Origin of the sequence: Actinacidiphila acididurans (assembly GCF_016918855.1) — a bacterium.
Lineage (GTDB): Bacteria > Actinomycetota > Actinomycetes > Streptomycetales > Streptomycetaceae > Actinacidiphila > Actinacidiphila acididurans.
This window is the reverse complement of sequence record NZ_JADKYB010000044.1, coordinates 1-26,674: the sequence shown is the minus strand read 5'-3', so window position 1 is coordinate 26,674 and position 26,674 is coordinate 1. Positions and strand designations below refer to the sequence as shown.

The 26,674-nt window shown below is 73.8% G+C and carries 26 protein-coding genes and 1 tRNA gene; 13 read left to right on the top strand and 14 right to left on the bottom strand.

All coding sequences use genetic code 11. From position 1 onward, the window contains the following. Positions 1-57: 57 nt before the first annotated feature. From ITX44_RS41980 to ITX44_RS39960, 4 genes are all read left to right on the top strand, one after another. Entirely contained in the window at positions 58-750 is a 693-nt protein-coding gene (locus tag ITX44_RS41980) for an SCO2322 family protein (RefSeq protein WP_372441105.1), read from the top strand. Then, on the top strand, positions 723-1,859 hold the full coding sequence (locus tag ITX44_RS39970; RefSeq protein ID WP_307795715.1) for a CbiQ family ECF transporter T component: 1,137 nt from the start codon (positions 723-725) through the stop codon (positions 1,857-1,859). Before ITX44_RS41980 ends, ITX44_RS39970 begins: the two co-directional genes overlap by 28 nt. Next, a complete protein-coding gene (locus tag ITX44_RS39965; RefSeq protein WP_205364968.1) occupies positions 1,856-3,472 on the top strand; it encodes an ABC transporter ATP-binding protein in 1,617 nt (538 codons plus the stop codon). The genes ITX44_RS39970 and ITX44_RS39965 overlap by 4 nt, the downstream gene beginning before the upstream one ends. A 258-nt stretch (positions 3,473-3,730) precedes the next feature. After that, on the top strand, positions 3,731-4,609 hold the full coding sequence (locus tag ITX44_RS39960; RefSeq protein WP_307795714.1) for an ECF transporter S component: 879 nt from the start codon (positions 3,731-3,733) through the stop codon (positions 4,607-4,609). Positions 4,610-5,093: 484 nt separating this feature from the next. Here ITX44_RS39960 and ITX44_RS39950 read toward each other — a convergent pair whose 3' ends face one another. From ITX44_RS39950 to ITX44_RS39940, 3 genes are all read right to left on the bottom strand, one after another. Continuing rightward, complete coding sequence (locus tag ITX44_RS39950) at positions 5,094-5,516, bottom strand: hypothetical protein (protein ID WP_205364966.1); 423 nt, start codon at positions 5,514-5,516, stop codon at positions 5,094-5,096. A gap of 210 nt (positions 5,517-5,726) precedes the next feature. Further along, positions 5,727-6,509 (bottom strand): hypothetical protein, encoded by a 783-nt coding sequence (locus ITX44_RS39945; RefSeq protein ID WP_205364964.1) that lies wholly within the window; start codon positions 6,507-6,509, stop codon positions 5,727-5,729. A 188-nt stretch (positions 6,510-6,697) separates the two neighbouring features. Next, the gene (locus tag ITX44_RS39940) at positions 6,698-8,773 is read right to left on the bottom strand and encodes an MFS transporter (RefSeq protein ID WP_205364962.1); all 2,076 of its coding nucleotides are present in this window, start codon (positions 8,771-8,773) and stop codon (positions 6,698-6,700) included. 206 nt (positions 8,774-8,979) lie between these two features. Here ITX44_RS39940 and ITX44_RS42905 point away from each other — a divergent pair, with 206 nt between their 5' ends. From ITX44_RS42905 to ITX44_RS39925, 3 genes are all read left to right on the top strand, one after another. Beyond that, positions 8,980-10,137: a peptidoglycan-binding domain-containing protein gene (locus tag ITX44_RS42905; protein WP_205364953.1), complete on the top strand. Its 1,158-nt coding sequence runs from the start codon at positions 8,980-8,982 to the stop codon at positions 10,135-10,137. A 331-nt stretch (positions 10,138-10,468) separates the two neighbouring features. Then, on the top strand, positions 10,469-10,987 hold the full coding sequence (locus ITX44_RS39930; protein ID WP_236062499.1) for a hypothetical protein: 519 nt from the start codon (positions 10,469-10,471) through the stop codon (positions 10,985-10,987). A gap of 162 nt (positions 10,988-11,149) precedes the next feature. Continuing rightward, on the top strand, positions 11,150-11,809 hold the full coding sequence (locus ITX44_RS39925) for an HAD-IA family hydrolase (protein WP_205364949.1): 660 nt from the start codon (positions 11,150-11,152) through the stop codon (positions 11,807-11,809). Between the two features lie 144 nt (positions 11,810-11,953). On the opposite strand, the gene ITX44_RS39920 is transcribed toward ITX44_RS39925, so the two are convergent. Together ITX44_RS39920 and ITX44_RS39915 are read right to left on the bottom strand one after the other, a co-directional pair. Then, positions 11,954-12,535 carry a TMEM165/GDT1 family protein gene (locus ITX44_RS39920; protein WP_205364947.1) on the bottom strand — a complete coding sequence of 194 codons (582 nt, stop codon included), beginning with the start codon at positions 12,533-12,535 and terminating at the stop codon, positions 11,954-11,956. 281 nt (positions 12,536-12,816) lie between these two features. Continuing rightward, a complete protein-coding gene (locus ITX44_RS39915) occupies positions 12,817-13,617 on the bottom strand; it encodes an ABC transporter permease (protein ID WP_307795713.1) in 801 nt (266 codons plus the stop codon). A 326-nt stretch (positions 13,618-13,943) separates the two neighbouring features. Between ITX44_RS39915 and ITX44_RS39910 the strand changes: the two genes are divergently transcribed. Both ITX44_RS39910 and ITX44_RS39905 read left to right on the top strand, forming a co-directional pair. Next, positions 13,944-14,615 (top strand): DedA family protein, encoded by a 672-nt coding sequence (locus tag ITX44_RS39910; RefSeq protein ID WP_205365012.1) that lies wholly within the window; start codon positions 13,944-13,946, stop codon positions 14,613-14,615. A 671-nt stretch (positions 14,616-15,286) separates the two neighbouring features. Next, positions 15,287-16,708 carry a family 2B encapsulin nanocompartment shell protein gene (locus ITX44_RS39905; protein WP_205364945.1) on the top strand — a complete coding sequence of 474 codons (1,422 nt, stop codon included), beginning with the start codon at positions 15,287-15,289 and terminating at the stop codon, positions 16,706-16,708. 122 nt (positions 16,709-16,830) lie between these two features. Here the strand turns inward: ITX44_RS39905 and ITX44_RS39900 are convergent, their stop codons facing one another. Together ITX44_RS39900 and ITX44_RS39895 are read right to left on the bottom strand one after the other, a co-directional pair. Further along, positions 16,831-17,565 carry an SDR family NAD(P)-dependent oxidoreductase gene (locus ITX44_RS39900; protein WP_205364937.1) on the bottom strand — a complete coding sequence of 245 codons (735 nt, stop codon included), beginning with the start codon at positions 17,563-17,565 and terminating at the stop codon, positions 16,831-16,833. Between the two features lie 230 nt (positions 17,566-17,795). Then, entirely contained in the window at positions 17,796-18,554 is a 759-nt protein-coding gene (locus tag ITX44_RS39895; protein WP_205364928.1) for a bestrophin-like domain, read from the bottom strand. A 170-nt stretch (positions 18,555-18,724) separates the two neighbouring features. On the opposite strand from ITX44_RS39895, the gene ITX44_RS39890 reads away from it, so the two are divergent. After that, positions 18,725-19,096: a hypothetical protein gene (locus ITX44_RS39890; RefSeq protein ID WP_205364927.1), complete on the top strand. Its 372-nt coding sequence runs from the start codon at positions 18,725-18,727 to the stop codon at positions 19,094-19,096. A 380-nt stretch (positions 19,097-19,476) separates the two neighbouring features. Here ITX44_RS39890 and ITX44_RS39885 read toward each other — a convergent pair whose 3' ends face one another. Both ITX44_RS39885 and ITX44_RS39880 read right to left on the bottom strand, forming a co-directional pair. After that, complete coding sequence (locus ITX44_RS39885; RefSeq protein WP_205364925.1) at positions 19,477-19,749, bottom strand: hypothetical protein; 273 nt, start codon at positions 19,747-19,749, stop codon at positions 19,477-19,479. Between the two features lie 11 nt (positions 19,750-19,760). Next, positions 19,761-20,012, bottom strand: coding sequence for a hypothetical protein (locus ITX44_RS39880; protein WP_205364924.1), 252 nt, complete (start codon positions 20,010-20,012; stop codon positions 19,761-19,763). A 280-nt stretch (positions 20,013-20,292) separates the two neighbouring features. On the opposite strand from ITX44_RS39880, the gene ITX44_RS39875 reads away from it, so the two are divergent. Continuing rightward, positions 20,293-20,460: a hypothetical protein gene (locus ITX44_RS39875; RefSeq protein WP_205364923.1), complete on the top strand. Its 168-nt coding sequence runs from the start codon at positions 20,293-20,295 to the stop codon at positions 20,458-20,460. 344 nt (positions 20,461-20,804) lie between these two features. Here the strand turns inward: ITX44_RS39875 and ITX44_RS39870 are convergent. Next, positions 20,805-20,876: transfer RNA gene (locus ITX44_RS39870), tRNA-Val, on the bottom strand. Positions 20,877-21,036: 160 nt separating this feature from the next. Between ITX44_RS39870 and ITX44_RS39865 the strand changes: the two genes are divergently transcribed. Continuing rightward, positions 21,037-22,278 (top strand): coiled-coil domain-containing protein, encoded by a 1,242-nt coding sequence (locus ITX44_RS39865; protein ID WP_205364922.1) that lies wholly within the window; start codon positions 21,037-21,039, stop codon positions 22,276-22,278. Positions 22,279-22,483: 205 nt separating this feature from the next. Here the strand turns inward: ITX44_RS39865 and ITX44_RS39860 are convergent, their stop codons facing one another. Beyond that, entirely contained in the window at positions 22,484-22,711 is a 228-nt protein-coding gene (locus tag ITX44_RS39860; RefSeq protein WP_205364921.1) for an FmdB family zinc ribbon protein, read from the bottom strand. Between the two features lie 82 nt (positions 22,712-22,793). Beyond that, a complete protein-coding gene (locus ITX44_RS39855) occupies positions 22,794-23,453 on the bottom strand; it encodes an O-methyltransferase (protein ID WP_205364920.1) in 660 nt (219 codons plus the stop codon). Between the two features lie 36 nt (positions 23,454-23,489). Here ITX44_RS39855 and ITX44_RS39850 point away from each other — a divergent pair, with 36 nt between their 5' ends. Beyond that, entirely contained in the window at positions 23,490-24,122 is a 633-nt protein-coding gene (locus ITX44_RS39850) for a nucleoside/nucleotide kinase family protein (protein ID WP_205364919.1), read from the top strand. A 122-nt stretch (positions 24,123-24,244) separates the two neighbouring features. On the opposite strand, the gene ITX44_RS39845 is transcribed toward ITX44_RS39850, so the two are convergent. Both ITX44_RS39845 and ITX44_RS39840 read right to left on the bottom strand, forming a co-directional pair. Further along, positions 24,245-25,084, bottom strand: coding sequence for an HAD family hydrolase (locus ITX44_RS39845; protein WP_307795712.1), 840 nt, complete (start codon positions 25,082-25,084; stop codon positions 24,245-24,247). Next, a partial coding sequence (locus ITX44_RS39840; RefSeq protein ID WP_205364918.1) for a cysteine protease StiP domain-containing protein occupies positions 25,081-26,674 on the bottom strand: 1,594 nt, incomplete at its 5' end. The genes ITX44_RS39845 and ITX44_RS39840, both read right to left, overlap by 4 nt.

Below are 26,674 nucleotides of genomic sequence, written 5' to 3'. Positions count from 1 at the left end.
ACGCTCACCTTCCCGCGGTTCGGCGCCACGGGCGACCGCCGGCCCCATGTCGGCCGGATCACGGACGACCCCACCGCCCGACGGCCCCGCGGGGACAGGCAGCCCCGCCACCTCCTCCTCGCGCTCACCGCCGCGCTCGCGTTCCTCCTCCTCGGCACCGCGGCGCCCGCGTACGCCACCGGCTACCGGTACTGGTCGTACTGGCTGACCGCCACGAACGGCGCGAACGGGTGGACGTACGCGCAGACCGGGCCGGCCACGCACGTGCCGCGCGACGGGGACCTGGAGGGCTGGCGGTTCGCGGTCAGCCGGGACGCGGCCGATCAGGCGGCGAAGCCGCGGGGCAGCTGGACCTTCGCCGCGATCTGCGGGCAGACTCCGGCCGCCGCCGGGCACAAGCGGATCGCGCTGGTGATCGACCCGGGCACGGCTGCCGACGCGACCGGGGGCGAGCACGTCCCGGCGCCGCGCACGGCGTGCGCCTCGGTCTCCGGCGACGCCAGTTCCGCCGACGCGCTCGCCGCAGTGGCCCGGCCGCTGCGCTACGACTCGGCGGGCATCCTGTGCGCGATCGGCGGCTACCCGGCCGCCGGATGCGGCGAGCAGGTCGCGACGGGCAGCGGCTCGGGGGGCGACTCCGGCGGCACCCGCCCGCACCACGGGCCCGAGATCGGCTGGTTCGCCGCCGCGGGAGCGATCGCGGTCATCGGCTGGGCGGCGCGGTGGCAGTCGCGCCGCCGGCGGCCGTGAACACGCTGCGGGCCCCGCGCGCCGACCGCGCCCACACCCTGCACGCCGGTGCCTGGTGGCTGTGGGCGCTGGGCCTGGCCACGGCGGCCTCCCGGACCACCAATGTGCTGCTGCTCGCCCTGGTCGTCGCCGTCGCCGGCTACGTGGTGGCCGCCCGCCGCACCGACGCGCCGTGGGCCCGTTCGTACGGGGCCTTCCTGCGGCTGGGGCTCGCCGTTCTGGTCATCCGGCTGGTGTTCGCGGTGCTGCTGGGCTCCCCCGTGCCGGGCACGCACGTGGTGGTGACGCTGCCCGAGGTGCCGCTGCCGCACTGGGCGCAGGGGGTACGCCTGGGCGGGCGGGTCACCGCGGAGGGGCTGGTGTTCGCGCTGCGGGACGGCATGAAGCTGGCCGCGCTGCTGGTGTGCGTGGGCGCGGCGAACGCGCTGGCCAACCCGGCCCGGCTGCTCAAGTCGCTGCCGGGCGCGCTGTACGAGGCGGGGGTGGCCGTCGTGGTCGCCATGACGTTCGCCCCGCACCTGGTGGCGGACGTGGCCCGGCTGCGCGCGGCCCGGCGGCTGCGCGGCCGCGCCGACCGGGGCGTACGCGCCCTCCTCCAGGTCGGCCTGCCGGTGCTCGAGGGCGCCCTGGAACGCTCGGTGGCCCTCGCGGCGGCGATGGACGCGCGCGGATACGGCCGTACCGCCGATGTCCCCCGCGCGGTACGCCGGGCCACGGCCGCGCTCACCCTCGGCGGCCTGCTCGGAGTGTGCGCCGGCACGTACGGCCTGATGTCCGCAGCCGGCTCCGGCTACGGCCTGTGGGTCCTGCTCCCCGGACTCGCCGCCGCACTGGCCGGCCTGCGCCTGGGCGGCCGCCGCTCGGTCCGCACCCGCTACCGCCCCGACCCCTGGGACGCCCGTGCCTGGCTGGTCGCCGGCTCCGGCATCGCGGTGGCCGCCCTGATGATCGCGGCCTCCCACTACGCCCCCACCCCCCTCGACCCCCCGGCCTTCCCCCTGACCACCCCCACCCTCCCCCTGTGGCCCGCCCTGTCCGTCCTGCTCGGCCTGCTCCCCGCGGTGGTCGCTCCCGCGCCCGCCCCAGCCGTCCGGGAGGCCACCGCGTGATCCGCTTCGAAAACGTCACGATCACCTACGAAGACGCCACCCACTCCACCCTCCGCGACATCGACCTGACCGTCCCCGAAGGGGAACTGTGCCTGCTCGTCGGCCCGTCGGGGGTCGGCAAGTCGACGCTGCTGGGGGCGGTCAGCGGGCTGGTGCCGCACTTCACCGGGGGGCGGCTGGCCGGGCGGGTCACCGTGGCCGGACGCGACACGCGTACCCACAAGCCCCGCGAACTGGCCGACGTGGTCGGCACGGTGGGCCAGGACCCGCTGTCCCACTTCGTCACCGACATCGTGGAGGACGAACTCGCCTACGGCATGGAGTCGCTGGGCCTGCCACCGGACACGATGCGGCGCCGGGTCGAGGAGACCCTGGACCTGCTGGGCCTGGCGGGTCTGCGGGACCGGCCGATCGCCACGTTGTCCGGCGGGCAGCGGCAGCGCGTGGCCATCGGCTCGGTGCTGACCGTGCACCCCTCGGTGCTGGTCCTGGACGAGCCGACCTCGGCGCTGGACCCGGGTGCCGCCGAGGACGTACTCGCCGTGCTGCAACGCCTCGTCCACGACCTGGGCACCACCGTGCTGATGGCCGAACACCGGCTGGAACGCGTCGTGCAATACGCCGACCGGGTGATCCTGCTGCCCGCGCCCGGCGCCCCCGCCGTCGTGGGCGACCCCGCCGAGGTGATGGCGGGCTCCCCCGTCCATCCGCCGGTGGTCGCCCTCGGCCGCCTGGCCGGCTGGTCCCCGCCGCCGCTCTCGGTCCGCGACGCCCGCCGCCGCGCCGGGCCGCTGCGCGAACGCCTCGCCGACGCCGTGCCCCAGCCGCTGCCCGGCGCCACCCCCGACGCGGCCCCCCTGGTCGTCGCCGAACGCCTCGCCGTACGCCAGGGCCGCCGCGAAGTGCTGCACGGCATCGGCCTGGAGATACGCCCCGGCGAGACGGTCGCCCTCATGGGCCGCAACGGCGCCGGCAAATCCACCCTGCTGTCCGCCCTGGTCGGACTGCTCCCGCCGGCCACCGGCTCCGTCAGCGTGTGCGGCGCCGCCCCCCACCGCACCCGGCCCGCCGACCTGGTCCGCCGGGTCGGCCTGGTCCCGCAGGAACCGCGCGACCTGCTGTACGCGGACACGGTCGCCGCCGAGTGCGCCGCCGCCGACCGCGACGCCGACGCACCCCCCGGCACCTGCGCGGCCCTGGTCGCCGACCTCCTCCCGGGCGTCCCCGGCGACGCCCACCCGCGCGACCTGTCCGAGGGCCAGCGCCTCACCCTGGCCCTGGCCGTCGTACTGGCCGCCGAACCCCCCGTCCTCCTCCTGGACGAGCCCACCCGCGGCCTCGACTACGCCGCCAAGTCCCGCCTCTCCGACCGCCTCCGCTCCCTGGCCACCGCCGGCCACGCCATCCTCCTGGCCACCCACGACGTCGAACTCGCCGCCGATCTCGCCCACCGTGTCATCGTCCTCGCCGACGGCGAGATCGTCGCCGACGGCCCCACCCCCGACGTCCTCCTCGCCTCCCCGGCCTTCGCCCCCCAAATCGCCAAAATCCTGGCCCCCGCCCCCTGGCTGACGGTGTCCCAGGTCGAACGGGAACTGGAAGGTGCGGAGTGAGCGCGGCGCGGAGGACGGCGCCGTGGCCGTTCGTACGGACGCCTGAGCTCGCCCGGCGTGCCGACGCCCGGGACCACGACACCCCGGCCCTCCCACCGAGCACCTCGCATCAGCAACCGGACCCACGACAGGACAGCCGACGGACGGACCGCACCACAACTGCTGTCCACCAGGCCGAGCACGTACCCGGAGACACGGCGTGAACGCGCGGAGGAAACCGAAGCCCTGGCCGTTCGTACGGACGCATGGGGGCGGGCGGTGACCGCCGAGAAGGTCGGGCCGGGTGCCGTCGAAGGGGCCGTGCGACCGGTGCGGGTCGGGTTGCGGTCGGGGGTCGCGCTCGCGTTGGTGTCGGCGATCGGGGCCGCCGCCTTCTGCTGGCCGCTGCTGGCGACGCACGGCTCGGCGGTGGCGGCGCACAGCGCAGACGCACCCTGGCTGTTCGCGGCGCTGCTGCCGCTGCTGGTCGCGGTGGTGATCGCCACGATCGCGGACACCGGGATGGACGCCAAGGCGGTGGCGATGCTGGGCATGCTGGCCGCCGCCGGGGCCGCACTCCGCCCGCTGGGCGCGGGCACGGCCGGGATCGAGCCGATGTTCTTCCTGATGGTGCTGTCCGGACGCGTCCTGGGCCCCGGCTTCGGCTTCGTATTGGGCGCGCTCACCATGTTCGCCTCGGCCCTGCTGACCGGCGGAGTGGGACCCTGGCTGCCCTTCCAGATGCTCGCGATGGGCTGGGTCACGGCCGGCGCCGGACTCCTGCCCGGCGCCGCCACCCTGCGCGGCCGCGCCGAACTCGCCCTGCTCGCGGCCTACGGTGCCGTCTCCGCGATCGGCTACGGCACCGTCATGAACCTCCAGGGCTGGCCCTACATCGCCGGCCTGGCCTCAAACATCTCCTACGACCCGCACGCCGCCCTGACCACCAACCTCGCCCGCTTCACCACCTACTGCCTGACCACGTCCCTGGGCTGGGACCTCCCCCGCGCCGCCCTGACCGCGATCCTCTCCTTCACCCTCGGCCCCCCGGTCCTGCGCGCCCTGCGCCGCGCCACCCGCCGCGCCGCCTTCACCGCCACCCCCGCCTTCACCCCACCCGAAGACCCCACGTCACACACCTCGCCGGGCCCCACGTAACCGCAGCCACCAGCCCTCACCCGAGCCGCCCGACGAGAGCGACCACAAGAAACGCCCGCCGCCGCACCAGGTGAGCGAACAGCCGAGCAGGCCGTACCACCCCACCGGACCGCCGACCCGACGGACCACCGGACCGACCGCCGTAACCACTGGCCCCCCGAACGGACCCACCGGACCGATCAGCGGACCCGCCGGCGAACCGACCACCGGACCGGCCACCGAACCGACCGTCGGAACGACTGGACCCACCGGCGAACCGCCGGGCGAACCGACCACCGGGCCGACCGGGGGACGACCGCCCGTCGCCGCCCTCGCCCGGTTCGGAGCGGGAGGGGCCGGAGGGATGAGGGTCCGAAATGCTGCCGTATATTTGTGAGCCGCCAGGCTCGTAAATATACGATTTCGGACCCTCGTCCCGCAGGCCCCGACCCCCAAGGCCGAGACCCGAGCCTCCCCGAGCGCACCCCTCCGTACCACCCACCGCTCAGGCCACCGTAAGAAGCTGACGGGTCATGTCCCGGTACCGGGTAAGAGCGACGCGCAGCTCCTCCGTATCGGCCCGGCTCCCGTCATCCGCGTGCCAGCTCGCCCGCAGAGTGCGCCGCCGCTCGGCAAGCAGCCGCGCGAGGCGTTCCGCGGCCTCCTCCAGCACGGCATCGGCCTCCTTGACCGCCCGCCGCGGATCGTCCACGAAGCCACCGACGGCCCGCTCCATCCGCCGCCCCAGCCGATCCAGCTCCGCCGCCCCGTCCGCACGTGCGGGCAGCACCTCGGTACGGGGCTCCACCGCCGCCCCGGAAGCGCCGGCCGCGCCGCCGGCAGCGGAAGGATCAGCCCGCGTGTCGTCCCGGTCCTCCGCGGTGCGGGGCTCGGCGCCCTCGCCGGTACGTTCCTGCTGTCCGTTCATGGTCCTCATCTCCTGGATGCCGTCCGTCCCGTTCCGTTGCGCGCGGTGCGGATTCCGCGCCGTGCGATTCCGTTCCGTACCGTTCCTGCCGCGTTCCTGCCGCGTCCCGGCCGGAGGGCGCCCCGGGAAGGGCCGTGGTTCACCTTCCCGGGGCGCCGTCTTGGGGCGCGGGCCCTCCGTCGTCCGCGAAGGCATGCCTGCGTGGCCTGCTCAGACCTCTTGCCGGTGCTCTTCCTCGTCGTCGTGGCCGCGCCGGGCACCGGTCAATGCGGCGAACCGCTGCGACAGCTGCCCGCGGCGGCCCGAGCCGGACCCGACGGCCTCGCCCGCGCCCTCGGCCTCGTCCTCGCCGGAGGCGGAAGCGGAGGCCCCGGACTTCTCCAGCGACGCCGGCTCCCGGTCGGGCGCGGCCGGCGGCGCGGGGACAGCCGTGTCGCCGGCCGGGCGAACCTCCGCGACCAGCGCGTCGAACAGTTCGCGGGCCCCGAGCAGCGCCTGCCGCAGCTCCTCCGTCGCGTGCTGCCCCGCCGGGCCGCGCTCGGCCAGGCCGTGGGCGTGCCGGTAGCCCTGGACGGCGTGCGGGTGGTGCACCGAAAGGGCGTCGAAGTGGTCGGACGAGTCCGCGCCGGGGAAGCCGCGCTCGGCCGCCAGCGAGGCCAGCAGCCGGTCGGCCTCGTTGACCGCCGGGCCGGGCTCGTCGACGAACCGGGACTGCACGCCCGCCCAGCTCTCGGTGTACCGCTCCTGGGCCTGCGCGGACAGCGCCGGCCGGTCCAGCCCCTTGAACTTCCGCACCCGTTCGGTCAGTTCCTTGCGGGTCGCTTTGACGTCGCCGTCATGCCGGGCGAGCGTCCGCTCGTACTCGGGCCCGAACCGCCGTTTGAGCCCGACCGCCCCGCCCGCACCTGCGCCGCCGCGCAGCATCACCACCGCCGCGATCGCGACCACCACCAAGGCCACCACGACGACGGCGGCCACCGCTCCTGTGGACATCACGTGCCTCCCGTCTCTCTCCGGTCGGTTTGCCGCTCGCGCGGTCCGCAAACTCCCCCCAAAGGGACCGGGATCGGCGCGCACAAAAGGGCACGGCGAACGTCAAACAGGCGAAGGCGTACGGGAGTTGAGAGCGCCCCAGGTGAACCGGGTGACCCGGGCGAACCGCGTGAGCCGGGTCACCCGGATCAGCGCGCGTTGCCGCCGGCGGCCGCACCCGTACGGTCGTGGTTGCGGTGATGACCTTCCGGACGGTCCGTGTCGGCGCCGCACAGTTCGCCGCTGAGCTTGCGGACCAGCGCGGCCAGTTCGGAGTGGCGTTCGGGGTCCCAGTCGCCGAGCAGGCCGGCCAGCACCGAGCGGCGGGCCTCGATCAGGCGGTCGGCGAGGACGAGGCCGGACTCGGTGAGCCGCAGCGGATTGCCCTCGCGTACGGCGTAACCGCGGGTCTCCGCCTCGGTCGCGGCCGTCTCGATGATCTCGGCGGGCACGGTGGCGTGCCGGGCCAGCTCCACCGGATCGGCCTCGCCGTCCCGGGCCAGCCGCAGCACCAGCCAGCTCGTGGCCGGATGGATGTCCGCCTTGGACATGGCGGTGATGCGGATGTAGAGGTCGCGGCGGGCCTCCCGGCTGCCCAGCAGGGACAGGCAGCGGGCGATCTCGTCCAGCGAGGAGCGCTCGACGGGGTTGGTGCCGACCGTCTCGCTGCCGTCGGGCACCCTGACCGTGCCGCGCAGCGGCTGCTCCTTGAGGAACCAGGACAGGACGAAGGCGGCGAAGGCCACCGGCGCCGCGTACAGGAACACCGTGGTGATCGAGGTCGAGTAGGCGTGCAGCACGGGTGTCTTGACCGGGCCGGGCAGCGCGGCGACGGCCTTGGGGTCGGCCTGGAGCGAGGCCGGGTGCAAGCCGGGCGGCAACGGCACCCCGCGCAGCGCCGAGCCGAGCTTGTGGCGCAGCTGGTTGGTGAAGATCGTGCCGAACACCGACACGCCGAAGGAGGCGCCGATGGAACGGAAGAAGGTGGCACCGGAGGTGGCCGTGCCCAGGTCCTGGTAGCCGACCGCGTTCTGCACGGCCAGCACCAGCACCTGGAGCACCAGGCCCAGGCCGAAGCCGAAGATCACGAAGTACAGACTGGTCACCCAGGTGGCGGTGAACTCGTCCAGCTGGTGCAGCAGCAAGAGCCCCACGCCGACGACCGCGGTGCCGATGACCGGAAACACCTTCCAGCGGCCGGTGCGGCTGATGATCTGGCCGGACCCGGTGGAGGCGACCAGCAGGCCGAGCACCATCGGGATCATGTGGACGCCGGACAGGGTCGGCGAGTAGCCGTGCACCACCTGGAGGAAGGTCGGCAGGTACGTCATCGCGCCGAACATGGCGAAGCCGACCACGAAGGAGATCGCCGAGCACAGGGCGAAGGTGCGGATCCTGAACAGCCTCGGCGGCAGCACGGGTTCCTCGGCACGCCGCTCGATGAACAGGAACACCACGACGAGCACGACGCCGGCCACCGCCAGGCCGATGATGCCGGGCGAACTCCACTTCAAGGTGGTGCCGCCGAGCGAGGTGACCAGCACCAGGCAGGTCGCGGCCGCGGCCACCACCGCCATGCCCAGGTAGTCGATGCGGTGCTCGGTGCGGCGGGCCGGGATGTGCAGGACGGCGGCGATCACGGCGAGCGCCACCGCGCCGATCGGCAGGTTGACGTAGAACACCCAGCGCCAGGAGAGCTGTTCGGTGAACACGCCGCCGAGCAGCGGCCCGAGCACGCTGCTGGCGCCGAACACCGCGCCGAACACGCCCTGGTAGCGGCCGCGGTCGCGGGGCGGCACGATGTCGCCGACGATCGCCATCGACAGTGCGATCAGCCCGCCGCCGCCCAGGCCCTGCAGCGCCCGGAACGCGATCAGTTCGGGCATGTTCCGGGCGACTCCGCACAGCGCCGAGCCGATCAGGAAGAGCACGATGACGGCCTGGTACAGCCGTTTGCGGCCGTACATGTCGCCGAGCTTGCCCCACAGCGGAGTTGCGGCCGTCGAGGCCAGCAGGTAGGCGGTGACCACCCAGGACAGGTGGTCGATGCCGCCGAGTTCGCTCACAATGGTGGGCAGAGCGGTGGACACGATGGTCTGGTCGAGGGAGGCCAGCAGCAGGCCCAGTGCCAGGGCCCCGATCGCGACCCGGACGGCTCGCTTGTCCTGCTGCTCGCCCGGCGCCGCCGCTGCCGGACCGGCCGCGGTGCCGGTGTTCCGGTCCATCGTTCGCTCCTCGCCTCGTCGGCTGTCCCCCCGAGGTCCGGATCTTCATCTTCCCACCGTTTGTTCGGTTATGACCTACGGTGTGCGGCCGGTGGGGCAGGGCCCGTTCCCCCGTGCGGTACGGGGCAGGCTGCGCGCCCGCGTCCGGGATAGGCATAATCGCCCCTGACTTCACGAACGGGTGAACGAACGCGGGAGGGGACCCAGTGGCGCCGCAGCAGCAACCGGAAGGGGTGGAGCAGCCGCCCGCGCTCGGCACGGAACCGGGGGCGGGCGTGCCCGCGCCCCCGGGAGAGGCCGCGAGCGCGGGCGAGGCCGACCCCGAAGCGGGCGAGAGACGCGCGGCCGAGCTCGCCGCCCTGCGGGCCGAGGAGATCGCGGAGACGGAGGGCTTCCACCCGCTGCGGGTACGCCCCTACGTCGCCGGACCCGGCCCGGACGCCTCCGGCTCCGCCGACCAGGGCGAGCCCACCGCGGTCCTGCCGCCGGCACAGGCGGACCCGGACGACGCCGGGGACCCCGGGGAACCCACCGCTGTCCTGTCACCCCTGCTGTGGAGCACCGACAACGTAGGCACCGACCTGGGGCTGCTGCCCGCACCGCAGGAACAGGAACCCTACGGGGACGACGGCGGCCACGAGGCCGGAGCGCTGCCGTACCCGGACGAGGACGAGGCCGCGGCGGTACGGGGCCGGCACCGGCGGCGCAGACGCCGGATCGTGGTGGCGGCGGCAGCGGTCGCCGCCTCGGCCCTGGCCGCGGGCGCGGTCGCGGTGACCGGGCAGATGGTGAGCGAGGACAAAGGCAGCGACCTGACGCTGCCGGACCAGACGACCTCCGTCCCCGACGTGAAACTGCCGACCGAGCTGCCCACCCCGGCCTCCCACCCGGCGCCCCCGGCCACCCACTTCTCGCCCGCCCCGACGACCACCTCCACGCCCAGCGCCTCCCCGTCGGCCTCCGCCTCGCCCTCCGCGTCCACCACGACGACGGCCACCGCCACCGGCTCGGTCGGCTCCCCCTCCCCGAGCACGTCCGCCCCCGGCTCGCCCGGTACGACGCCCCCCGGCACGTCCTCGCCGCCGCTGGCCCCCACGGCTCCGGCCACCCCGCCCGTCCTCCAGCTCGGCGACACGGGTCCGGCTGTCGCCGACCTCCAGCGCCGTCTCGCCCAGGTCTGGGCGTACCACGGGCGGGCGGACGGCACGTTCGACCACAAGACGGAGGAGGCCGTCACGACCTTCCAGGTCTGGTACGGCGTCCACGGCGACCCTTCCGGTGTCTACGGCCCCAACACGCGTACGGCTCTTGAACGTGCGACGTCCCCTTCTTCCGGCTCCTCGGGTTCTTCCGGCTCGGACTGACACATCCCCCCGGGTTCGCCGGGAGCGCCCCCGCAGGGACGCGGGGTCCCCCAGACTCCGTCCGGGGGTGCCCCCAGCGCGAGCAGCCGGCCACCGGCTGGGGGTACCCCCAGGCCGAAGGCTCTGGGGGAGGGCTTGTCGCGCAGTTCCCCGCGCCCCTGACTGCTCCCGGCGAGCCCCGCGGCGCAGCCGCAGCCCGGGTATCCCCGGCGAACCGCCCGCCGCCAGGCGGGCCCAGGGCACTCCCGGCGAACCCCACCCCCGTAAAGTGCACCTTGTGCCACCTCATCGTTTCGGCCTGGACCAATTCCAATTGGTGCTGCTGCGCAGAATGGCCGACTTCCACCCGGACCTGGTCGAAGACGCACTCCGGGAACTCGGTGCGGGCAAAGGGGACCTGCGCGACGCACACCAGAAGTGGCAGGCACGGCTGAGGTCCCGGACGTTCCCGGGCGGTGAAAGAAGATATTGGGTGGCGCTCGGCCCACCCGTGGCCGAGCTGGAGCGCCGGGTGGGCGACCTGACGTGCAAGGCATTGCAATGGCCGATGCCGCTGTGGCCGGACCTGAGATTCGAGGTGCTGTGCGCGCCGGGCGGCGGCGCGGTGTGGAACGAGTGGCTGGTCCGGGCCCCCGAGGCGCCCGCGCCGCCACTGCGTACCGCGGCCGACCTGACGCCCTGGTCCTGCACGGTGGACGACGCGGCCCGCGCTTTCCCGCCGGCGGCTCCGCTCCCGGCGGACGCCCCGAGCCGGTTCCGGCTGGCTCTGACCGTGCCGGACGCCCCCACCCGGCTGATCGCCACTTTCACGTGGGGCCTGCTTCAGGTGGTGACCCCCGAGCGTTCCTGAACCCGTCACCGGGTGGCACTGGCGTCCCACGCCCCCACTTTGTATATTGATGGAACAAAGTGGCGCCGCCCGCTCCTCCCTGACCGGCGGGCGGAGCCACTGCGTAGGCGGCACGCGACAGAGGCCGCCCAGACCGTACGAGTCCGTTCCCGAGGGAGCCCCATGCCGGCCACGGCCACCTTTTCCGTCCGCGCCCTGCTGCTCGACATGGACGGCACCCTGGTGAACAGCGACGCCGTGGTGGAGCGCTGCTGGTCCCGCTGGGCCGTCGGGCACGGCCTGGACCCGGCGCAGGTGCTGCGGGTCGTGCACGGCCGGCAGGGCCACATGACGATGGCCGAGCTGCTCCCGGACCGCCCGATGGCGGAGAACCTCGCCGAGAACCTGGTGCTGCAGGCCGAGGAGACCGCCGACCTGGACGGGGTGGTGCCGATCCCGGGCGCGCCCGCGTTCCTGGCGTCGCTGGCCGGCCGGCCGCACGCGCTGGTCACCTCGGCCCCGGAGGCGCTGGCCCGGGCCCGGATGGGCGCCGCGGGCCTGCCGCTGCCGCCGGTGCTGGTCACCGCCGAGCGGGTGAGCGCCAGCAAGCCGGACCCGGAGGGCTTCCTGAAGGGCGCCGCCGAGCTGGGTTTCGCTCCCGAGGACTGCCTGGTCTTCGAGGATGCCCAGGTCGGCATCGCCGCGGCCAAGGCGGCCGGCATGCGGGTGATCGGCGTCGGCCCGCGCGCCGCGGACCAGGCCCCGACCGCCCATGTCCCGTCGCTGGACCACATACGCGTGGAGGCCGCACCTGACAGCGGCCTCCATGTGGTCGTCCGCTAGTCCTCCCGCGGACGGCGCACGCACGGCTGTGCCCCCGGCCCGCCGCACCCGCGGCCGGCGGGGGCACAGCCGTTTCCCCTGAGTGTCCCCCGCCGGCCCCGGGTGAACGCGCCGCCGTGAACGCGCCGCCGGAGTCCGCCGCGCTCAGCCCGCGATCGCCTCGTACAGGCTGACGCCGGCCAGCACCACCATCACGGCCGCCGCGACCTTGGTGATCAGCGACAGCGGCACCCGCTTCATCAGGAACTGGCCGCCGAAGATGCCGAGCGCGGCCACCGCCCACAGGCCCAGCACCGCGCCGATGGCGACGGACACCGGGTCGCCGTAGCGGGCGGCCAGGTTCGCGGTCATGATCTGGGTGAGGTCGCCGAACTCGGCCACCAGGATCAGGGTGAAGCCGGCCCCGGCCACCTTCCAGAAGCTCTGCGAGGCCGGCGGCCGCACTTCCTCCTCGTCCTCGCCCTTGGACAGCAGCAGCATCGCGGCGCCGCCGAGGAAGAGCAGGCCCACCACGCCCTGCACCCAGCGGTGCGGCAGCAGGTGGAGCAGGCTGCCGGCGGCGATGGCGAGCGCCACATGGACGACGAAGGCGGCGGCGACCCCGGCGAAGACGTATCCCGCCCGGTAGCGGGTCCCCAGCATCAGGGAGGCGAGCGCGGTCTTGTCGGGCAGTTCGGCCAGGAAGATCACGCCGAAGACGACGGCGATGACGGTCGGACTGAACACGGAGTGGATCCTCGATCGGTCGGGTGCCGTACCGAGAGGACTTCGGGGGTCGCTTCGGCACGGCAGCGTCGGAACACTGCGGCCGAAGGTCTCGCTGGCGCGCCCGTACGCGACGGACCGCCTCCGGGCGCCGGCCCGGTACGTCCCGCGGGACGGTCCGGGCAGTGTGTCGACGACTCCGGCGAAGAGCTACTCCCCTTCTGCTGCGACCAGTCTAGCGGGCGCCTCGGCAGGCGGCTCGGGCGGGGGCGCCTCAGGCGGGGACGGCTGCGGCGGGACCGTCACGAGGCGGGCGGCCGGGTGATCCGGCCGCGGGCCACCAGTTCCAGCACCACCGTCACCCCGATGGCCTGCACGGCCAGCAGCGCGATCAGGACGAAGAGCTGAACCGCCCCCGCGGTGACCGGGCTCGCGCCGCCGAGCAGCAGGCCGACGAAGGCGCCGGGCAGCGTGACCAGGCCCACCGTCCTGGTCTGGTCCAGCGCCGGCACCAGCGCCCCGGCCGCGGCGGGCCGGGCGATCTCCATCCGCGCGTCCCGGTCGCTGAAGCCGAGCGCCATCGCGGCCTCCACCTCGCCGGCCCGGCCGCTCAGTTCCTCCAGGGCGCGCCGCCCGCCGAGCACGGTCGAGGTGAGACCGCCGCCGATGAGGATGCCGGCCACCGGGATCAGGGCGGTGCCGTTGACCGGGACCAGCCCGGTGACCACCAGGGCCGCCACCACGGGCAGCGACCCGGCGCCGACCGGCACGAACGCCCACCACCAGGTGCGGTTGCGGGTGACCCGGCGCCCGGCGGTCCGGGCCGCGACCGCGTACATCAGCGCCACGAAGCCGAGCAGCGCCGCCTGGTGCTTGACCACCCAGCCGATGAGCAGCGAGACCACGGCGAGTTGGACCGTCGCCCGGACCCCGGCCAGCACGATGCCGCGCGCGTAGTTCTCCTGCGGGTCCGCCAGCCGGGCGTACGCCGCCACGCCCGCCGCCACGACCAGCAGCACGACCAGCACGATGCCGAGCGTGCGGTCGACGGGCAGCAACTCGGACGAGGAGGAGGCGAGGAGTGGGGAGGCGAGGGCGGGCACGGCGCCACTGTCGCACACGGCTCGGGGCCGCCGATCGGGGCGGTGCGCGGGCGGTGGGATGGGCCCGGACCGGCCCGAGGCTCCGTTTTCAGCCAGACCGCAGTGTGATTGTCCGCCGGGTGACGTCGATCACGGGGAACCGGGGCGCCCGACTGGCGTAGTCTTTACGGCTGACGGTGGAGGAAGATCCGCTGCCGTCCGCCGGGTGGGTCACGACCGCTCAACCGGGCTTGACCAGGCACGAAAACGGCACCGTTGCTCCGCACAAGGACTCGCGGGACCAGGTTCACGACACGGGCAGAACTGGCGGAGACGAGGAGGCGGCGGTGCTGCACGGCATGGGCTCGCTCTTCGACTGGCCCTGGATCTACCTGCTGGTGGCACTTTCCGTTCTGCTCGACGTCTTCGTGCCCGTGCTGCCCAGCGGCATGCTGGTGATCAGTGCGGCCACCGCGGGCTCGGGCAGTCCCGGCGACGACTTCCTCGACGTGATGGCGCTCCTGGTCTGCGCCGCCACCGCTTCGTGCCTCGGTGACCTGCTCGCGTACCGGCTGGCGTACCGCGGCGGCAAGTGGTTCCAGAAGCGGGTGGCCGGCTCGCGGCGTCTCGCTCTCGCGCACGACCGGCTGGCCCAGGTGCTGCACGGAGGCGGCGGCACGCTGGTGGTCCTGGCGCGGTTCGCTCCCGCCGGCCGCAGCGTGGTCAGCCTGCTCGCCGGCGCCGCCCGGCGCCGGCCTCGGGAGTTCCTCCCCTGGTCCGCCCTGGCGGGCGTCTGCTGGGCCACCTACAGCGTGGGCCTTGGCTGGCTCGGCGGCGAATGGCTGGGCGCGAGTTGGCTGGGCGCCGCCATGTCCTTCCTGGCCCTGGTGGGGGCCGGCGCCTTCGCCGCGTACGTCTTCCGCCGCGAACGGCGCCTCGCACTCCGCCGCGTGGGCCCGCTCCCGATTCCCGGTCAGCAAACCGGCCCCGAGCGCGCCCCGGTCGCCGAAGCGCTCTGACGTTCTTTCGTCGCGCTGTCCAGGTTCCGGCCTGGCGCGTATCCACCTGCCGGTGGTCGCCGACGACAGCAACTGCCCCTACGGGACGGTGACGACCCGCGCCACGTGGGGGTACCTCCCAGGCCGAAGGCTCTGGGGGAGGGTTGCTCGCGCAGTTCCCCGCGCCCCTTGATGATGCGGGTACTCCGTCGGCCTGCGGCCGGTGAGCGGCGCGCCCCTGCGCATCCGCCGGCCGCTCCGAACGCGTGCGGCCGTCCCCGGCCGGCAGGCCGCAGGACCGGGGTGCCGATACCGCACTCCGGAGCCGCACCACCACCCACAACCCGCACCCCGATCACCCGCACCCTCTCCCAAGTCCGCACCCCACACCCGCCCCGCGGCCCCACAGACCCGCAGCCCACCGAAAACCCGCACCGTCAGCAACCGCAGCCTCTGCAAGGGCAAGCGGAATGACTCGTTCGGGGTAGACGGATGCCGTATGGATCGGCGTACCACCTCCCCTCTGCGCATGCGTGCACCTCGTACGCCCCCAGGTGCGGGGCGAATCCGGGCAGGTCAGCGCCAATTACCAGGATTTCGGAAAGTATTCTCACTCGATCCGGCAATAGGCACCACGGAGCGTCACCGAAACAATGAGGGCCGTATCGCCCACTGACGGGAAAGGACAGCCCATGTCGGTTGATGCGGGCCAGGACACCGCACACGGCACTCCGCAGAACGGCCAGCCGCGCACCAGTCTGGACACCGCCGCAGCCCGGAATCTGGCGACGACCACCAAGTCCGAGCCGCAGATGCAGGGCATCTCGTCCCGCTGGCTGCTCAAGGTGCTCCCCTGGGTGCAGGTCACCGCGGGCACCTACCGGGTGAACCGGCGGCTCAGTTACGCGGTCGGCGACGGGCGGGTGACCTTCGTGAAGACGGGGTCCGAGGTCCGCGTCATCCCCCGCGAGCTGGGCGAGTTGGCGCCGTTGCGGGCGTTCGAGGACGAGGAGGCGCTGACCGCGCTGGCGGACCGCTTCGTCCAGCGCGAGTTCGGGCCCGGTGAGGTCCTCGCGGAGGCCGGGCAGCCCGCCGACACGGTCGTCCTGATCGCGCACGGCAAGGTCGAGAAGCTGGGCGAGGGGCCGTACGGGGAGCAGACCCGGCTCGGAGTGCTGGCCGACGGCGACCACTTCGGCGAGCAGGCGCTGCTGTCCGGCGACGGCTCCTGGGAGTTCACCGCGCGCACGGCCGCGGCGACCACCGCCCTGGTGCTGCCGCGCGCCGACCTGGAGTCCGCGCTGGCCCGGCTCCCGCAACTGGGCGCCCACCTGGACGCGTTCCGCACGCTGCCGCAGCAGCGGACCAACCGGCGCGGCGAGGCCGACATCGCGCTGGCCTCCGGCCACACCGGCGAGCCCGCGCTGAGCAGCACCTTCGTCGACTACGAGGTCAAGCCGCGGGAGTACGAGCTGAGCGTGGCGCAGACCGTGCTGCGCGTGCACACCCGGGTCGCCGATCTCTACAACGAGCCGATGAACCAGACCGAGCAGCAGCTCAAGCTCACCGTCGAGGCGCTGCGCGAGCGCCAGGAGCACGAGCTGATCAACAACCCGGACTTCGGGCTGCTCAGCAACTGCGAGTACGACCAGCGGATCCAGCCGCACGCCGGCCCGCCGCTGCCGGACGACATGGACGAGCTGATCAGCCGCCGGCGCGGCACCCGCTACCTGCTGGCCCACCCCAAGACCATCGCCGCTTTCGGCCGGGAGTGCACCCGGCGCGGCATCTACCCGGACCCGGTGGAGGTGCTGGGCTCCACCGTCCCGGCCTGGCGCGGCGTCCCGATCCTGAGCTGCAACAAGATCCCGGTCACCGCGGCCCGTACCAGCTCGGTGATCGCCATCCGTACCGGCGAGGACAACCAGGGCGTGATCGGCCTGAACCAGACCGGCCTGCCCGACGAGTACGAGCCCGGGCTCAACGTCCGGTTCATGGGCATCGACGAGAAGGCCGTCATCAGCTACCTGGTCACCACCTACTTCTCCGCGGCGGTGCTGGTGCCGGATGCGCTGGGCGTGCTGGAGAACGTCAACGTCTCGAACTGGAGCTGACGGAGCGCGCAGCGGCGGTCCCCCCGGGCCCGTGAGCAGGACGGGGGAACCGCCGTCATCCGTTCATCCGCGGCGCCGGCTCACCCACTCAGCCGGCCCGCGACAACGCGGCCAAGAGCGGCCTACAGCGGCACGGTGTCCCGCATGGCCGTCGCGAGCCCGGCGAGTTCGCCCTCCAGGCCCTTGGCCGGCCCCGCCCGCCAGCCCTCGGCGAGGCTCTGCGCCATGCCGTCGGGGAAGATCTCCTCCTCGTCGTTCTCCAGCCCGTCGAGCATGCCGCGCGCGACGTCCTGCGGAGACGTCTTGGGAATGTGCAGGTCCTTGGTCATGACGGTGTCCACCGGGCCGGTGAGGATCGCGTGCACCCGCACGCCCTGCGGCGCCAGCAGCGAGCGCAGCGACTGCGTGAGCGAGAACGCGGCCGCCTTCGAGACGGAGTACGCCGGTATGAGCGGCAGCGGGGCCAGCGCGTTCACCGACAGGTTGTTGACGAGGACGCCCTTGGAGCTGACCAGCAGCGGCAGGAAGGCCTGCGTCACGTCGAAGATGCCGAACAGGTTGACGGCGAGGTGCTTCTCGATGATCGCCCGGTCGGTCAGGTCGTCGTAGATCGCGATACCGGCGTTGTTGATGAGGATGTCGAGCGACTCGACCTGCTCGACGGCCTTGGCGATCTGCTCCCGGTCGGTGACGTCCATGTGGATGGGCACGACACGCTCGTCGGGGTGGGTGAAGGGCTCGACGTCCGCCGCGTACACCCGCTTCGCGCCGCGCCGCAGGGCCTCCTCGACCAGCTGGAGCCCGATGCCGCGGTGGCTCCCCGTCACCAGTAGTGTCCTGTCTGCGATGCTCACCATGACAACTTCCCTTTCGTCGTGGGTGGTTGTGCTGATGGCGCCGGACACGCCGGTGCGGCTCACCTCGGCTCGGGTGATCCCGGTCGAAGCCCCCATGAGCAGCGGCGTCATGCTAGTCGCAACGGCGTGGATCATTCAGGGGAATCGGTCGATCCTGCCGGACGGGCGGGGCCGCCTGCGGACGCGCCGCGGGACGGCCCGGTACACAAGCGACCCCCGTGCACAAAGGGTTACTGGGTGAGCACGAGATTCCTGATCACGTCCGGAGAGATCGTCAGGCCGGAGCCGAGCGGCGCGTCCAGGTCCCAGATCAGGAACAGCAGGAAGGCGATCAGCGCGCTGAACAATCCGGCGAGCAGCAACTCCCGTGGGGAGCGCCGGATCTGGAGGGTGAAGATCAGCCCGACCGTCACCAGGGCGCCGGTGATCAGGCCGAACCACACCACGCCCGGCATGACGGCGCCCGCGCTCTGTCCGCGCTCGGCGCGCGCCTGATCGGCCGCCGCCACCTGGTCCACCACCGGCTGGTACGCCTGCGCCGCCAGGTCGGACTTCGGGTCGAACTGCGTGACGTCGGCCCGTACCCGGTCCAGCAGCCGGGTCCCCTCGGGGCTCAGTCGACCGTGGTTCTGCATGTACGACCACTCCGGCCCGGAGACGTAGCGCGCGTAGGCGTCCACGTCCGCGCGCACCTTGTCCCGTACGTCCGGCGGGTACACCTGCACCCTGGCCTTGATCTCGTGCAGCGCCTGCGCCTCGGCCTGCACCGCGGCCTGGGCCGCGCCCCGGCCCTCCCACACGCCCGCGATCGCCAGGCCCAGCACGATCGCGTAGATCACCCCGATCATCATCACCATGTACTCGATGACGTCGGGCGTCTGCGTCGGATCGTCGTCGTCTCCGATCCTGCGCTGCCTGACCACCACCACGGTCAGCACGACCGCGCACACCGCGGCCATGGCGATCAGCAGCACGACCCACTGCGACATTCGTCATTCCCCCTCGGTTGTTCGTCTGCGTCTGGTCCGGCCGGCCCGGGCACGGCCGTCCGGTGGTCGCCGCACGGCGCTACCTGCTTCTGCGGTTCGTCCCGCCGCCGGGCCGCAGCACGGCGACGACCAGGACCGCGGGCACGGTGGTGAGCAGCAAGGTGGTGGTCATGGCCAGGTGGTGCTGCCGCGGCGCCGCGACGGGCACGGGGGCGCGGGCCGGCCAGTGCACGGGCGGCGGGCTCGGCGCGGGCTTCGGCGCCGGCCGCGGTCCGGGCGCGGGCTTCGGTACGGGGCTCGGGGCGGGCCGCGCCACCGGCGCCGGGCTCGGCCGGGGCGGCGGCGGGCTGGGCGGTACGACGACGGGCGCCGGCCGCGGGCGGTGCGTGGTCGGTACGGGTGTCGGAGTCGGCTTCGGCGTGGGAGGCGGCGGCTTCGGGGTGGGCGTCGGAGTCGGTGTGGGCGTAGGTGTCGGGGTGGGCGTCGGGGTGGGCGTCGGAGTGGGGCTCGGGCTGGGCGGCGGGCAGTGCTTGTGCCGGTGATGGTGGTGCCGGTGCCAGCCGGGTCCCCAGTCCCAGCGGGGCACCCAGTGCCCGCACTCCCACCAGTACCGGGGGCCGTCCCCCGCGTCCTCCCCTACGTCAGCCAATACGCCGTCCGTGCCCGGTAAGCACGCCTGCTGCCGGGCCCCGGGCGGACAGGGTGCCCGGGAGGTGGCGGTCGCCGTACCGCCCGCCCACCAGCACCCCGCCACCACCACCACGAAAACGAGCGCCGCCCACGTCCGGGCGCGCTTCCCCCAGGGATTGGTCACACCGTCTATCGTCAGGACATCGGGCCCCCACGGCCCACCCCTCCGACGTGTTCCCCCGTTCGGATTAAGCCGCCGTCAAACCCCCGACTTTCCGCGGCTGTTCGCGGGTTACGCCGCCGGCCGTTGCCGCCGGCGCGCCCGCCCGGCCCGCCACCCCTCGCGGAGCCACCGCCCGCCGGTCATCCCCAGGATCATCGGCAGCATCGACCGGACCCGCCCGGCAGCGGCGCCCCAGTCGGCGCCCTTCCATGCCATCGGTGCCAGCCCGAACAGCAGCGCCAGCCCGGCCAGCGCGAACGCCAGATCCGCCGCCTCGCTGATCACTCTCGCCCGCAGCCGTTCCCCGCGCCCGGGCACGCTCCCCTGCTCCCCCTCGTCCACCCGTCGGCTCCTCAGGGCTCGTCGAACGCCTTGGGCGGCACGGCGTCGGCGATCGGGGCGGGGGCGGGCGGGACGAGAGGTTCGGCGGGGGCGTCGACCTCGATGGTGAGCGCCTGGAGGCGGCCGCCGATGGAGACGACCGCGCCGACGGTCTCGGTGCCGTCCGCGCCCGAGTGGCGGGCGGCGTCCACGAAGGCGGCCAGGTCGTTCAGGGTCAAGTAGTGCTTCTTGGGCGCCTTGTGCTCGATCTTCCGGATGGCCACTGCGCCACTCTCCCCCGCGGGACTGCCCGCTCCCTGCCTCACCGCCGCCCGCTCGTGCGGACGGGCCGCGCCGAGCGCTGCCGAGCGTAGCCGAGCCCAGGTCAGAGCGGCCACTTCCGCCGGAACGGCCGGGTGGCCGGACAAGATCCTCGGGGTGCGGACGGTGTGGCACCATGACCTCTTCGGCCACGTCCAGCGGCGGCCGAGCGGGAGCTGACGGGGCGGCGCTCGCGCGGAGGTGGCCGTCCGCCGAAGAACACCAGCACGCCGGAGAGGAAGCATGACCAGCAGTGATTTACGGGCCAAAGCCCGCAGGCTCGCCCTCGAGACCGATGCCCTGCGCCGGATAGCCGTCGACATCCGCCGGGCCGCGGACGACCTCGACGGACTCCCGGAACGGCCGGAACCCGCCCCGCAGCCCGAGCCCCCGGCGGCCGACCCCGCCTGACGTGACTCCGGCCGGCCGTCCGGCTGCGCACCCCGCACCGGACGGCCACCGGACGGAGCCGGCCACCCTTCGCCGCGGTGAACCGACGGCCCGGCAACCACGGCCCGTGACCGACGACCGCCGTCGGCTGCTCCACGCCACGTTCTCCACGCCGTCCTGCGGCCCGCGCTGCGCCGTGCTCGCTACGCCGCCGTCCGGCCCGCCCCGTCCGGCCACACCACGTCCACCGGAATCCCCGCCGCCCGCGCCTCCAGCACGGTGTCGGCCGTCCCGCGCGCCCGTGCCGCGGGTTCCGGGACACCGAAGCCCTCCCGTGGAATCACCGGGAGGGCTTCGGTCCGGGGTGGGCGTGGACGGTTTCGAACCGCCGACATCCGCCTTGTAAGGGCGGCGCTCTACCGCTGAGCTACACGCCCGGGACACCGCGACGTCACAGATTACCGTGCCCCGGGGCGAGGTCGGCAACCACCAGCCGCCCGCACCGGGCGGTGTGTCCCGCGCCGCCGGGTGGGAGGATTGGGTGGACGGCGGCCGCGAGGGCGCCGAAGGCCGAGGACGCGGGGAGAGAGTGTCACTGTGACGACGGCACGTTCGTGGTGGCGGCGCGGCGACAATCTGCGTGCGGAGGCCCAGGCGGCGAAGGATGCCGCGGCGCAGGCCTTCTACGAGTTGGACACCGGCCAGCGCGAGCTGGAGATCTCCGTCGAGACCATCTCCGCCGTCGACGACTCCCCCGAGGCCCGCCGCGCCCTGTCCGGCCTGCGGGCCCTGAACGAGCGGATCGACCAGGTCAGCGGCGCCTACATCGCCGCCGTCGACGCCCACGACCTGGACCGCGACGAGCTGGACCACGCCGCCGCCACCCGCGCCCGCACCGAGCTGACCCGGGCCAAGGACGACCTGGACAAGGCCAGGACCGAACTGGAACGGTTCTCCACCACCCTCGGCCCGCTGCTGAGCAAGGCCGAGACCCAGCTCGCCCGGCTCACCCCCGCCGTCGAGCGGGCCAAGCAGTCCCTGCTCGCCGCCAGCAACGCCCTGGACGCGGTCCGGGCCGCCGGTCTGAAGGCCGACGACCTGGCCGCCCGGCTGGCCGCCCTGGCCCCCGAGCTGACCAGGCTCAACGATGGCGCCCACAAGCACGGCGTCCAGGAGACGCTGCGGCGCGCCGACGAGGTGCGCCGCACCGCCGAGGCGGTCCGCGCCGAGGCCGAGCGGCTGCCGCAGCAGGCCCAGGAGATCGACAAGCGCCTGGTCTCGCTGCGCACCCGGGTGCAGGCGCTGGCCACCCGCGCCGAGGGCGTCGCCCCGGTCCTCAGCGAGCTGCGCCGCCGCTACTCCGTCGCCTGCTGGCAGGACCTCCAGCAGGTGCCCGACCAGGCCGCCCAGGCGGTCCGGCAGGCCGAGGACGCGCTCGCCGACGCCCGCCGCGCCCGCGCCGACCAGCGCTGGGCCGACGCGACCGCCAAGCTGGCCACCGTACGGTCGCTGATGGACGACGTGGACGGCGCGGTGGGCGCGGCCGGCGACCGGCTGCGGCGCCTCAACGAGGTCGCCAAGGATCCCAAGGCCGAGGTCGAGCGGACCCGATTCGTCATCCGTGACGCCCAGCGCCTGGCCATGCAGGGCCGGGTCACCCCGGAACCGCGGCACGCCCGTCCGCTGGACGAGGCCGTGGCGCGCCTCGACCGTGCCCTGGCCGGCCTGGAGGGCCGCCACCCCGACTACTGGGCGTTCCTGACCGAGACCGCCGCCGTCCGCGAGACCGCCAACCGGGTCGTGGCCAACATCCGCGAGGACCGCGCGGCCGGCCGCTGAGCGGTACGTACGAGCCGGGCGCCGGCCGGGCCGGGGCGCCAGCACGTAGGGGAAGGCGGGCGACGGCTTGGCGGTCACCGAGCCCTTGCCGAGCACCGGCCCGGTCGGCGTGCTGGTGGCCGGCGAGAACATCACGTCGGGCGCGTTGTCGGTGAGGACGTACGGCGCGGGGCCGGCGAACCGGGCCCCGGGCCGTACGGCAGGGTCAGCTGCAGCAGCCGCCCCCGCAGCAGCCACCGCCGCCGCCGGACTCCGGCGACGAGGACGGGGCGGACGAGGCGCCGCCGCCCACCGCCACCGAGACGGTGGACAGCAGCTTCACGGTGTCGTCGTGGCCCGCGGGGCACAGCGTCGGGGCGTTCGCCTGGGACATGGGCCGGCGCAGCTCGAAGGTGCTGCCGCAGGACCTGCAGCGGTACTCGTAACGGGGCATGGCCCCTACATTAGCGCCGCCCCGGCCGTCCGCCCGGCGAAGGAGCCCGCACGGATGCCCGTGCCCACCCGCCGTCCCCGGGTCAGCGCACGCGCGCCAGGGTCAGCCCGTCGGCGACGGTCAGCAGGACGTCGTCGACCCGGTCGTCCGCCCGGACGTGGTCGTTGAAGCGCCGGATCGCTCCCGCCGAGCCGCCGGCCGCCGGGTCGACGACCAGCCCGTGGAAGAGCGTGTTGTCCACGACCAGCAGGCCGCCCGGGCGCATCCGGGGCACCAGTTCCTCCCAGTAGGCGACGTAGTTCTCCTTGTCGGCGTCGAGGAAGACCAGGTCGATCCAGGGGTCGGTGGGCATGGCCCGCAGGGTGTCCAGGGCCGGGCCGAGCCGCAGGTCGATCCGGTCGGCGACGCCGGCCTTGGCCCACGCCTCGCGGCCGATCGCGGTCCACTCCTCGGACACGTCGCAGGCCACGACCTGCCCGTCGGCCGGCAGCGCCTGGGCCATGGACAGCGTGGACAGCCCGGTGAAGGTGCCGACCTCCACGATCCGCCGGGCGCCGGTGAGCCGGACCAGGAAGGCCAGCAGCGGGCTCTGCTCCTCGGCGGTCTGCAGGCCCGCCACCTCGGCCAGCGCGCGGTGCGTGGTGTCCACCAGTTCGCGCCGCACCGGGTCCAGCGGCGGGTTGTGCTCCAGGACGTATGCGTACAGCTCGGGCGTGAGCTGGGGGTTCTTGGTCTCGTACAAGGGTGTTCTCCCCTGGGTCGCGCTTAAGGTGGCGGGATGCTCGTCGATGACGTGATCGCGCTGGTCCCCAGCATCCCAGGCCGCCGCGCCCTGTTGGGGCTGACCGGCCCGCCGGCCGCAGGCAAGTCCACCCTGGCCGCGCACCTGGTCGCCGCGGTCAACGACCGCCTCGGCCAGGGCACGGCCGCCTACGTGCCCATGGACGGCTTCCATCTGTCCAACGCCCAGCTCGACCGCCTCGGCCTGCGCGACCGCAAGGGCGCGCCCGAGACCTTCGACGCGGACGGTTTCGTGCACCTGCTGCGCCGGCTGCGCAGCGAACGCGAACGCCCGGTCTACGCCCCCGACTTCGACCGCGACCTGGACCAGCCCGTCGCCGCCGGCCTCGTCGTCCTCCCCGGCGCGCGACTCGTCGTGACCGAGGGGAATTATCTTGCCGACGCGGATCCTGCCTGGCATCCCGTACGCGATCTCGTCGACGAGCTCTGGTACGTGGACACTCCGCGTGATGTGCGCGAGGCTCGGCTTTTGAGCCGGCATCTGCATGCCGGGCGCAGCCTTCCGGAGGCGCAGGCGTTCATCCTGCTGAGTGAGCAGCCGAACGCGGAACGTATTGCGGCGACGCGCTCCACGTGTTCGCGCACGGTGACCGAGGGGGACCTGGTCTGACATTGGGGCACCCTTTTCCGGGGTTGGACATATTCCGGCCGGGGTGCCCAGTCCTGCCCTCGCCGGATCCTCCGTCCGTTGTGGTTTCCCGCGCAGTTCCCCGCGCCCCTTCGGGGCCCGGTTCACCCTCCGCAGTGCGTAAGCATCAGCCGCAGGATCTCTTCGCCGGCCAGCACGCCTGCCGTCGGGAGGGCTGTGACGTGGGAGGCCGTCCAGCCCGTGTCGGCGAGTTCGCCGTGGCCGGGCGTGAAGCCGAGGTCGGCGGCTTGAAGGAGGTCGACGTCGAGGAGGGAGTCGCCGGCGGCGAGGACGTGGTCGGCGCCGGTGCGGCGGACGACTTCGGCGAGGGCGGCGCTTTTGGTGAGGGGCTTGGGGACGGCGTAGATCTTGCGGCCCTGGAGGGAGACGGTCCAGCCGAGGGGGTCGGCCCAGGCGGCGAGTTCCTTGACCCAGCCGGCCGGGAGGAGGGTGCGCTCGACCACGAGATACGTGAAGAGGTCCTCGGCGATGCGTTCCTTGCGCAGCCACTCCGGGTCGGCGGTGGCCGACAGGTGTGCCTGGATCTCCTCCAGGGGGGCGGAGCCGTCAGCGAGTCGGCGCCGCATCTCGGCGTTCCAGTCGTGGTCGGTGCGGCCGTCGACCAGCAGGTGGCCGCCGTTGGCGCAGATGGCGTACCGCGGCTGCCGCCCGGGCAGGCTGATCCGCCGGTACTGCTTGCGGGTCCGGGTGGTCGCGGGCACGAACCGTACGGTGTCGGCGAGTTCGAGCAACAGGCGGCTCGCGGCCTCGGTCATGTACGACAGCGGCTTGCTCTCGTGGACCTCTATGCACAGCAGCCGCGGCGCCTGTTCGTCGGGCATGGTCAGCGCGAGGGCGGCGCCGGAGTAGATGAGGGTACGGTCCAGGTCGCTGGCCACCAGGATGCGGCTGGTACGGGCCGGCACGTCGGGGATGCGGGTCACTTGGCGTCCACCGCCTTGCCGTCGGTGCCGGTCGCGCCGCGGGTCCAGCGGGGGTGGATCAGCCCGACGCAGGAGTACGGCAGGTCGTCCACCTCCTCCACCGGTACGCCGCGCTGCGCGGCGAGCAGGCGGACGTGGTCCAGGTCGGCGCCCGCGCCGCGCAGGGCCAGCACCTTCCACGGCACGCGGCGCAGCAGTACCCGGGTGGTCTCGCCGACCCCGGGCTTGACCAGGTTCACGTCGTGGATGCCGTACTCCTCGCTGATCCGCTCCACCGCGGCCCAGCCCGCCCAGGTGGGGCGGCGGTCCTGCGCCTGGAGCGCCTTGACGTCCCGCGCCACGTCCTCGCCGACCGAGCCGAAGGCCGCGGAGACGGTGTCGAGGAACAGCGCGGAGTAGTCGGCGCCGGCCAGCTCGCGGTAGAACTTCGCGCCGTGGTAGTCGTCCGGGCCGATCAGGTCGTCGCGCAGCACGGTGCGGGAGATCAGGCCGGAGACGGTGGAGTTCAGGCACGCGGAAGGGATCAGGAAGTCGTCGCGGGTGCCGTAGGTGGACACGCAGCCGCCGGGGTCGGCCAGAACCGCGATGTCCGGGTCGAAGCCGCCGAAGTCCGCGATGGCGGCGGCCAGTTCGCGGGTGATGGCGCCCTTGCCGGTCCAGCCGTCGACGAACACCGCGTCGGCCGGGTCGTGGTGGGCGGCCAGCCAGCGCAGCGCGTTGGCGTCGATGCCGCGGCCCCGGACGATCGAGACGGCGTAGTGCGGCAGTTCGAGGCCGTGGGCGTGCCGGGCCCAGCGGCGCATCAGGATGCCGACCGGGGTGCCGGCCCGGGCCAGCGAGACCAGGACGCTGTCCGGGCCGCGCTGCGCGAGGACGAGTTCGGTGACCGCGCCGACCGCGCGGGCGATACGGGCGGCAGAGGCGGTCAGCGCGCTGCGGAACAGTTCCTGGTACTCCGGGCTCGGCTGGTACTCCACCGGCAGCGACTCGGCGTAGTGCGCGCCGCCGCTTTGGATGGCCTCCTCCCGCTCCTCGGTGGGGGCCTCCAGCTCCACCCCGGACAGGTCCTTCAGCAGCCAGCCGACCTCCTCGGGGGCGTACGAGGAGAAGGCCGGGCCCCGCAGGGGTTCGGCGAGCGGCTGTGCGGTCCGGGTCATGCGGTGCGTCGTCCCCATCGGTCGGCGGGTCGTCGGGCGGTAAGAAGGCACCACGGCGAGCAGCGTGGCGGGGATGTGGGCGGCCAGCTGGGCCAGCAGGCCGCCCGGGGCGTGCAGGGCCGGGGTGTCCCCGGCCGAGTCCACCACGACGATCACCGCGTCGAAGTCGGCCCCCACCACGTTGTACGCGTAGCGCTCCTGCGAGGGCTCGCCGTCCGGCGCGTCGTGCGCCGGGAAGACCAGGCGAGTACGGATGGCGTAGGCGGGGTCGTCCAAGGCGAGCACGGGTGAACGTGTGGTGGTGCTGAACCTGACTTCCCGGGCGCGGGTACTGCCCTCCGCCGGCAGCTCCTCCAGGGAGTGGGCCAGGCGGAGGGGGGTGTACATCAATTCTTCGGTGCCGAGGACGAGGATGCGGTGGGCGGTGGGGGGG